The 7483-nt window shown below is 69.9% G+C and carries 4 protein-coding genes, 1 tRNA gene and 2 rRNA genes; 5 read left to right on the top strand and 2 right to left on the bottom strand.

The window, feature by feature from the left end:
• From J2X59_RS11700 to J2X59_RS11680, 5 genes are all read left to right on the top strand, one after another.
• Window positions 1-1034: ribosomal RNA gene (locus tag J2X59_RS11700) — 23S ribosomal RNA — on the top strand; the annotation flags it as partial.
• A 141-nt stretch (window positions 1035-1175) separates the two neighbouring features.
• Window positions 1176-1292, top strand: a 5S ribosomal RNA gene (rrf, locus tag J2X59_RS11695).
• Between the two features lie 125 nt (window positions 1293-1417).
• Entirely contained in the window at window positions 1418-2905 is a 1488-nt protein-coding gene (gltX, locus tag J2X59_RS11690; protein ID WP_326496780.1) for a glutamate--tRNA ligase, read from the top strand.
• A gap of 10 nt (window positions 2906-2915) precedes the next feature.
• Window positions 2916-3875, top strand: coding sequence for an NAD(P)/FAD-dependent oxidoreductase (locus J2X59_RS11685; protein WP_326496779.1), 960 nt, complete (start codon window positions 2916-2918; stop codon window positions 3873-3875).
• A gap of 46 nt (window positions 3876-3921) precedes the next feature.
• A tRNA-Gln gene (locus J2X59_RS11680) sits at window positions 3922-3993 on the top strand.
• Between the two features lie 260 nt (window positions 3994-4253).
• On the opposite strand, the gene J2X59_RS11675 is transcribed toward J2X59_RS11680, so the two are convergent.
• Complete coding sequence (locus tag J2X59_RS11675; RefSeq protein WP_326496778.1) at window positions 4254-5132, bottom strand: glycoside hydrolase family 16 protein; 879 nt, start codon at window positions 5130-5132, stop codon at window positions 4254-4256.
• Window positions 5122-7341 carry a hypothetical protein gene (locus J2X59_RS11670; RefSeq protein WP_326496777.1) on the bottom strand — a complete coding sequence of 740 codons (2220 nt, stop codon included), beginning with the start codon at window positions 7339-7341 and terminating at the stop codon, window positions 5122-5124. Before J2X59_RS11670 ends, J2X59_RS11675 begins: the two co-directional genes overlap by 11 nt.
• Window positions 7342-7483: the final 142 nt, after the last annotated feature.

Genomic DNA, 7483 nt, shown 5'->3' with positions numbered 1-7483 from the left:
GGGCGAAGCTCTGAATTTAAGCCCCAGTAAACGGCGGTGGTAACTATAACCATCCTAAGGTAGCGAAATTCCTTGTCGGGTAAGTTCCGACCTGCACGAATGGCGTAACGACTTCCCAGCTGTCTCAACCGCGAACTCGGCGAAATTGCACTACGAGTAAAGATGCTCGTTACGCGCAGCAGGACGGAAAGACCCCGTGACCTTTACTACAGTTTGGTATTGGTGTTCGGAGTGGCTTGTGTAGGATAGGTGGGAGACTGTGAAGCGGGCACGCTAGTGTTCGTGGAGTCATTGTTGAAATACCACTCTGGTCACTTTGGATGTCTAACGTAGGACCCTGATCGGGTTCATGGACAGTGCCTGATGGGTAGTTTAACTGGGGCGGTTGCCTCCCAAAGAGTAACGGAGGCGCCCAAAGGTTCCCTCAACCTGGTTGGCAATCAGGTGGCGAGTGTAAGTGCACAAGGGAGCTTGACTGTGAGACTGACAGGTCGAGCAGGGACGAAAGTCGGGACTAGTGATCCGGCAGTGGCTTGTGGAAGCGCTGTCGCTCAACGGATAAAAGGTACCTCGGGGATAACAGGCTGATCTTGCCCAAGAGTCCATATCGACGGCATGGTTTGGCACCTCGATGTCGGCTCGTCGCATCCTGGGGCTGGAGTAGGTCCCAAGGGTTGGGCTGTTCGCCCATTAAAGCGGTACGCGAGCTGGGTTTAGAACGTCGTGAGACAGTTCGGTCCCTATCCGCTGCGCGCGTTGGAAATTTGAGAAGATCTATCCCTAGTACGAGAGGACCGGGATGGACGAACCTCTGGTGTGTCAGTTGTTCTGCCAAGGGCACCGCTGATTAGCTACGTTCGGACCGGATAACCGCTGAAAGCATCTAAGCGGGAAGCCGTCTTCGAGATGAGATTTCCATGCACCTTGAGTGTGAGAGGCTCCCAGCAGACTACTGGGTTGATAGGCCGGATGTGGAAGCGGGGACTAACGACCCGTGGAGCTGACCGGTACTAATAAGCCGAAGACTTGACAACACAACTTTTACCGTCACCCCTCGTGGGTGGCGGGCTCGCGTCCACTTTGTGGTTCCCGACAGACGATCGGGAATCAAACTGAATACTTCAGCAATGCTCTGAAGGAACAATGGTTTGATCCAGGATCTGGGTCGACAGTGTTCCGGTGGTCATAGCGAGAGGGAAACGCCCGGTCACATTCCGAACCCGGAAGCTAAGCCTCTCAGCGCCGATGGTACTGCAAGGGGGACCTTGTGGGAGAGTAGGACGCCGCCGGACTCAACTTCAGCAACACCAGGAAACCCCTGACCGTGATCGGTCAGGGGTTTCCTGCGTTTCCGGGCCGACCCGCACACCGCCACCGCAGGTCGGGCAGCGTGGCGCGCCGGTAGGATCGTGTGGTCATGACTGCACCGTTCACCACTGCCACCGGCTCCGACGTCCGAGTCCGTTTCTGCCCGAGCCCGACCGGGACCCCGCACGTGGGGCTCATCCGGACGGCCCTGTTCAACTGGGCTTACGCGCGCCACACCGGCGGCAAGCTCGTGTTCCGCATCGAGGACACCGACGCCGCGCGCGACAGCGAGGAGTCCTACGAGCAGATCCTCGACGCGCTCCGGTGGCTCCGGCTCGACTGGGACGAGGGCGTCGAGGTGGGCGGTCCGCACGGTCCGTACCGCCAGTCGGAGCGCGCGGACGTGTACGAGGACGTCATCGCGAAGCTGCGAGCGTCCGGCCACGTCTACGAGTCGTACGTGACTCCGGAGGAGATGGAGGCCCGGAACACGGCCGCCGGTCGCGACCCGAAGCAGGGGTACGACAACCACGAGCGCGACCTGACCGAGGCCGAGCGCCAGGCGTTCCGCGACGAGGGACGGCAGCCGGCGCTGCGGTTGCGCGTGCCCGACCGCGACCTCAGCTTCGACGACCTGGTGCGCGGCGAGATCACCTTCAAGCAGGGCACCTTCCCGGACTTCGTGGTGGTCCGCCCCAACGGCAAGCCGCTGTACACGTTCACGAACCCGGTCGACGACGCCCTGATGGGGATCACCCACGTGCTGCGCGGCGAGGACCTGCTGTCGTCGACCCCGCGGCAGATCGCGCTGTACGAGGCGCTCGTCGAGGTCGGCATCACCGACGTCGTCCCGCGCTTCGGTCACCTGCCGTACGTCACGGGGGAGGGCAACAAGAAGCTCTCGAAGCGCGACCCCGAGTCGAACCTGTTCCACCACCGTGCCGCCGGCATGGTGCCGGAGGGGCTCCTCAACTACCTCGCGCTGCTCGGCTGGTCGATCGGCCCGGACCGCGACGTCTTCTCGTCGGACGAGATGGTCGCCGCGTTCGACGTCGTCGACGTGAACCCGAACCCCGCCCGCTTCGACCACAAGAAGGCCGAGGCGATCAACGGTGACCACATCCGTCTGCTCGACGCCGACGACTTCCGCGGACGCCTGCTGCCGTACCTGACGGACTTCGTGTCGGTGCCGCCGACCGCCGAGCAGGAGCGGGTGCTCGCGGCGGCGGCCCCGCTGGTCCAGGAGCGCATGCAGCTCCTCGGCGAGGCTCCGGCGATGCTCGGCTTCCTGTTCACGACCGACGACGAGCTCGTGGTCGAGGACGACGCCCGCGCCACGCTGAAGGATGACGCCGGGGACGTGCTCCACGCCGGGGTCACCGCGCTCGAGGGCGTCGAGGACTGGACGACCGGGTCGATCGAGGCAGCCCTGCGCTCCTCCCTCATCGACGGCATGGGCCTCAAGCCGCGCGTGGCGTTCGGACCGCTCCGCGTCGCCGTGTCCGGGCGCCGGATCAGCCCGCCGCTGTTCGAGTCCATGGAGATCCTCGGCAAGGGGTCCACACTCACCCGTCTCCGCCGACTCGCGGACCGCTGACACCGTCGTGGTGACGACTCCGGGTGCGCGGGACGGCGACGTCCTGTCCGTCGACGTCGCGGTGATCGGTGCCGGTCCGGCCGGGCTGAGCGCTGCGCTCAACCTGGTCCGCGCTCGGCGCACGGTGCTGCTCGTCGACGCGAACCGACCGCGCAACGCTGCCACACTCCGTTCGCACGGCTTCGTCACGCGCGACGGGATCTCGCCGCTCGAGCTCCGGAAGCTCGGCCGGGTCGAGGTCGAGTCCTACCCGGAGGCGACCGTCGTGCAGTCGGTCGTCGATCACGTGGCCCGCGACGGTGACGGCTGGTCGGTGCACGGTTCCTCCCGCGGGACCGAGCTGCGGGCCCGCGCGCGGGCCGTCGTGGTCGCGACGGGGCTCCGGGAGGAGTTCCCGGCGCTGCCGTCCCTGCGAGCCCTCTACGGCACGTCGGTGCACAGCTGCGTCGAGTGCGACGGGTACGAGCACGCAGGGCAGCCCCTCGCGTTCCTGTGCGAGACGCCAGACGTGGTGGACCGCGCGTTGCTCGTCGGTTCGTGGACCGACGACCTGGTGGTCTACACGAACGGTGCCGCGGTGCTCGACGATGCGGGCCGTGCGCGACTGTCGGCGGCGGGCGTGACGGTCGACGAACGGCCCGTGGCCGACCTCGAGGGCGGGCGGGACGGCCTCACCGGTGTCCGCCTGGCGGACGGCGACGTGCGGCCGCACACCGGAGCGTTCGTGCGACCCCTGTGGCACGCCGACCTCGACTGGCTCGACGCGCCGGCGGACCGGGACGCCGACGGGCTCCTCCGCGTGGACCGCGTCGGTCGGACCCGGGTACCCGGGCTGTACGCCGTCGGGGACGTCACCCCGCCGGGTCCCGAGCAGCTCGTCGTGGCGGCCGGTCACGGGGCGTCGACGGCAGCCGCGGTGCACCGGGACCTGGTGGGTGGTCTCGAGGACCTCCGGGATGCTGTACAGTAGTTGATCGTGCCCCGGACAACGGGGAACGGAAGGCCAACAGGCCTTTTGGGGTATGGTGTAATTGGCAACACAGCGGTTTCTGGTACCGTCGTTCTTGGTTCGAGTCCAGGTACCCCAGCTCGAAGGAAAAGCCCCCGGGAGATCCCGGGGGCTTTTCCCGTTCCCGGGCGCCTCGTACGAGGAGACACGCCCGGATCGACACGGAACGCCCGAATCAACACCGGGCGCGCGAACGGACACGGAACGCCCGAATCAATACCGGGCGCGCGAACGGACACGGAACGCCCGGAACGGACACGGAACGCCCGGAACGCCCGGATCGACACCGGGGGCCCGATCCGGGAGGTCGTCGGCGTCCGGGCAGGAGCCCGCTCGGCGTCAGTCGGCCGCGCGGTACGCCACGACCCAGTCGACGAGCACGTGCCCTTCGGAGCCCGCCGGCACACGGGCGTCGCCGATCGCGGTCTCGGCCTGCAGGGTGACGCGCATCGGCACCCTCGGCACGGCGCCCGCCGTCGAGGCGACGAGTGCACCGTCCCACCAGAAGCGCACGACGTCGGCGGTCCACTCGACGGTGGCGACGTGCCAGTCCTCCTGGCCGCCCGGCACCGTCGGAGCGTCCTCCGGCAGGAACCGCATGGTGCGGTCCGCGGCGTCGAAGCTGCCCGGCACCGCCGACACCGGGCGGACGTCGCCGCCCAGGTCGCCCTCCGGCCAGTCGATCTCGCCCTCGTTCCAGTCGCCCGACAGCGGCCATAGGAGCATCACGAACTTGTAGCCGGGGGCGTCACCCGCCCGGTAGCGGATCGAGACGCGCTGGTGCGTGTACGACCGGTAGCCCGCGGGCAGCACGGCCGCGACGAGTGGCTGACCGTCCTCGGTCCGCAGGTGGAAGTCGAGCGTCGAGTCGTGGACCGAGACGACCTCGTCCGGGTGGTAGATCCCCTTGCCCGAGGTGTCGCGGAACCCGCGGTACTCGGCCATCGCCGGGTAGACCGCGAGCAGGTCGCCGTGGGCGGCGTCGCGGTCGAAGTCCTCGGCGAGGTACGGGACCCAGCGGACCCCGCCCGACTCGACCGTCCCCGTGGGCATCTCCGCGGCCACGGCACGGTCGGCCCGGCGCATCGCCGTCGGCAGGACGACGGCCACGGTGCCGGTCAGCGCCGCGGCGCCGACGAGTCCCGCGACGACCGCAGCGCGGCGCAGCACGTCGCGCCGTGTGGGGCCAGGGCCGGGGGTCGCGGGCTCACGCCGCACGGGCGACCTCGTAGATCCGGACACCGTCGCGGTCGTAGCGCAGCGTCCCGCGATCCGCTGCCGAACGTTCGAGGGCGTCGACCGCCGCGCCCGTCGCGGTGCCGCGGGCGACCACGTCCGCGCGTTCGGCGTCGGAGAACACCAGCCACGCGTCCCCACCGTGCGCCCGGTCCGCGAGCGACTCGTCGAGGTCGGCCGGCGTGATGCCGTCCGGGTACCACTGCGTGAGGTCGCCCAGCGACTGCACCTGGCCCCAGCGCTGCAGGTACGCGGGGTACCCGGCGCCGATGACGGCAGGGAAGCCGCCGACGGTCGTCAGGGTGTCGTCCGCCGTGAAGCGGCCGTCCAGCCACCGCGCCGCCAGGACCTCGCCGGCCGGCGTCCGGTTCGCCTGCTCGGCCTGGAACGTCGTCGCGACGAAGAGCAGCGTCGTGACGCCGACCAGTGCGCCGGTGAGCAGGAGACGGAGCCGACGCCCGTGCAGCGCGTGGACGGCGGCGATCGCCAGGAAGGGCGCCGAGAAGAGCACGACGCGGAACCTGCCCTCACCACCGTAGCTCTGCCCGAGGACGAGCACGACCGGGCACGCGGCGAGCCAGAGCACGAGCAGCGCCCGGTGGCCGTGACCGGCACGCACCGTCCGCACGATGCCGACCAGGGCGACGACCGCGACCAGGGCGGTGAGGGCGAGCACCCCGCGGCTCTGCAGGGTGGTCGCGAGCGACGGGATCGCGATCGACGTCGAGGCGGCCGTGGCGTTGCTCACCGGGTCGAACCCGGTGGTCAGGCCGAACTTCTCCTGCACGTAGTCGAGGTTCGGCAGGAGGTAGAGCAGCGGTGCGGCGACGACGGGCAGCGCGGTCCACCACGGTCGGACGACACCGATCACGACGAGCGGGACGAACGCGGCGACGAGCACGTACGGCGTGAGCTGGTGCGACGCCGTGATCACCGCCTGGAGGAGCACGACCAGGACCACCGCGGTGACGGTCGCGGTGCGGGTGGCCGCGGTACCGGGGTCGACGGCCGCGGCGGTCCCACCGGTCGGCACGAACGGTGCCCGGCGGGCCCGGAGCAGCCGGGTGACGACACCGACGATCCCGCGCCCGAGCGCGTTCGGGGTGCTGCGCAGCCTGGTGAGCACGACGAGCACGACGGCGAGGAAGAGCGCGAACGCGAACGCCTGCGGTGAGTAGTAGTCCTGACCGACCCAGTTCGCGGCGCTGAAGACCACGGCGGCCGTGACCGCCCAGCGGCCCCGGAGCCCGAGCGCCCGGGCGATGCCGAGGACGAGGGCACCGTCGAGCAGGGCGAACGCGACCTCCACGAAGCGGACCGGCGCGGCGGCGTCCGTGGTCCCCGTGACGGAGCCGAGGAAGGCGCTCACCGCGAAGAAGCCCGGCCAGCGGTTGTAGATGTCGATCGCCGGGTCGACCGAGCCGTGCTGCTGGATGTACGCGGTCACCGCGATGTGCTTGAAGACCCAGGGCGGTCGGGGCTCGGCAGCCGCGAGGTTCGCCGTGCCGTACACGACCACGACGAGCACGGCGGCGGTGGCGGTGCGGAGCGCGGCCGGGAACCGACGATCGACCAGCGCGACGACGGCCACCGCGAGGACCGCACCGGCACCGACCCACCACACCGGGGGGACGGCGGTGAGCAGGCCCCACTCGCCGAGCGCCCCCGTGGTGGTCTGCGCCGTGCCGACGACCCAGAGCGCGACCCCCGTGACGAGCACGCCGCCGCCGACCGCGAGCCGGACGAGCGTACCGTCGCGGCGTGCTGTCCAGGCGGAGCGGACGGCGTGCTGCACCGACGCCCGGTCGGACGACCGGGCCGTGACGACCCCGTGCGCCATCGCCGCCCAGCCGCTGACGACGAGGACGAGGCCCGCCGCCGGGACGGGGGCCCAGCGCTGGGTCCAGACCATGGCGAGGGCGACGACGGTGTCGACCGCGGCGCCGGCGACGAGGACGAGCGCCGCCCGGCTCACCGGCTCGGTCAGACGGAGGGGCCGGACGACGGCGGTCCCGGGCACGACGAGGAGCGCCGTCAGGACCACGGCGGTCTGCACCGGACCGGTCGTCCCGGTGAGCAGCACCGCCGTCGCCGCGAACGCCAGCACCGCGGCAGCGACCGCCGGCACCGGGGACCGGTGCACCCGGTGCGCCCGGCGGAGCTCCACCCGCGTCGGCGCAGTCGCGGTCACGGGGTGACCACCGCGGTGGTGAGGGGCATCGGGCGTTTCCTTCGGGTCGGGTGCCGGCTGTCGAGGCAAGTCGACCATCGTCGACCGCCACCGACGAGGGTGCCGACGGGGTTGTGCGGGTGCCCTGCGGCATTGCGGCATC

It is taken from the genome of Curtobacterium sp. 260, from assembly GCF_030803485.1.
Lineage (GTDB): Bacteria > Actinomycetota > Actinomycetes > Actinomycetales > Microbacteriaceae > Curtobacterium.
Note: the sequence above shows the minus strand (reverse complement) of the source record. Positions and strands in the feature narration are given on the sequence as shown.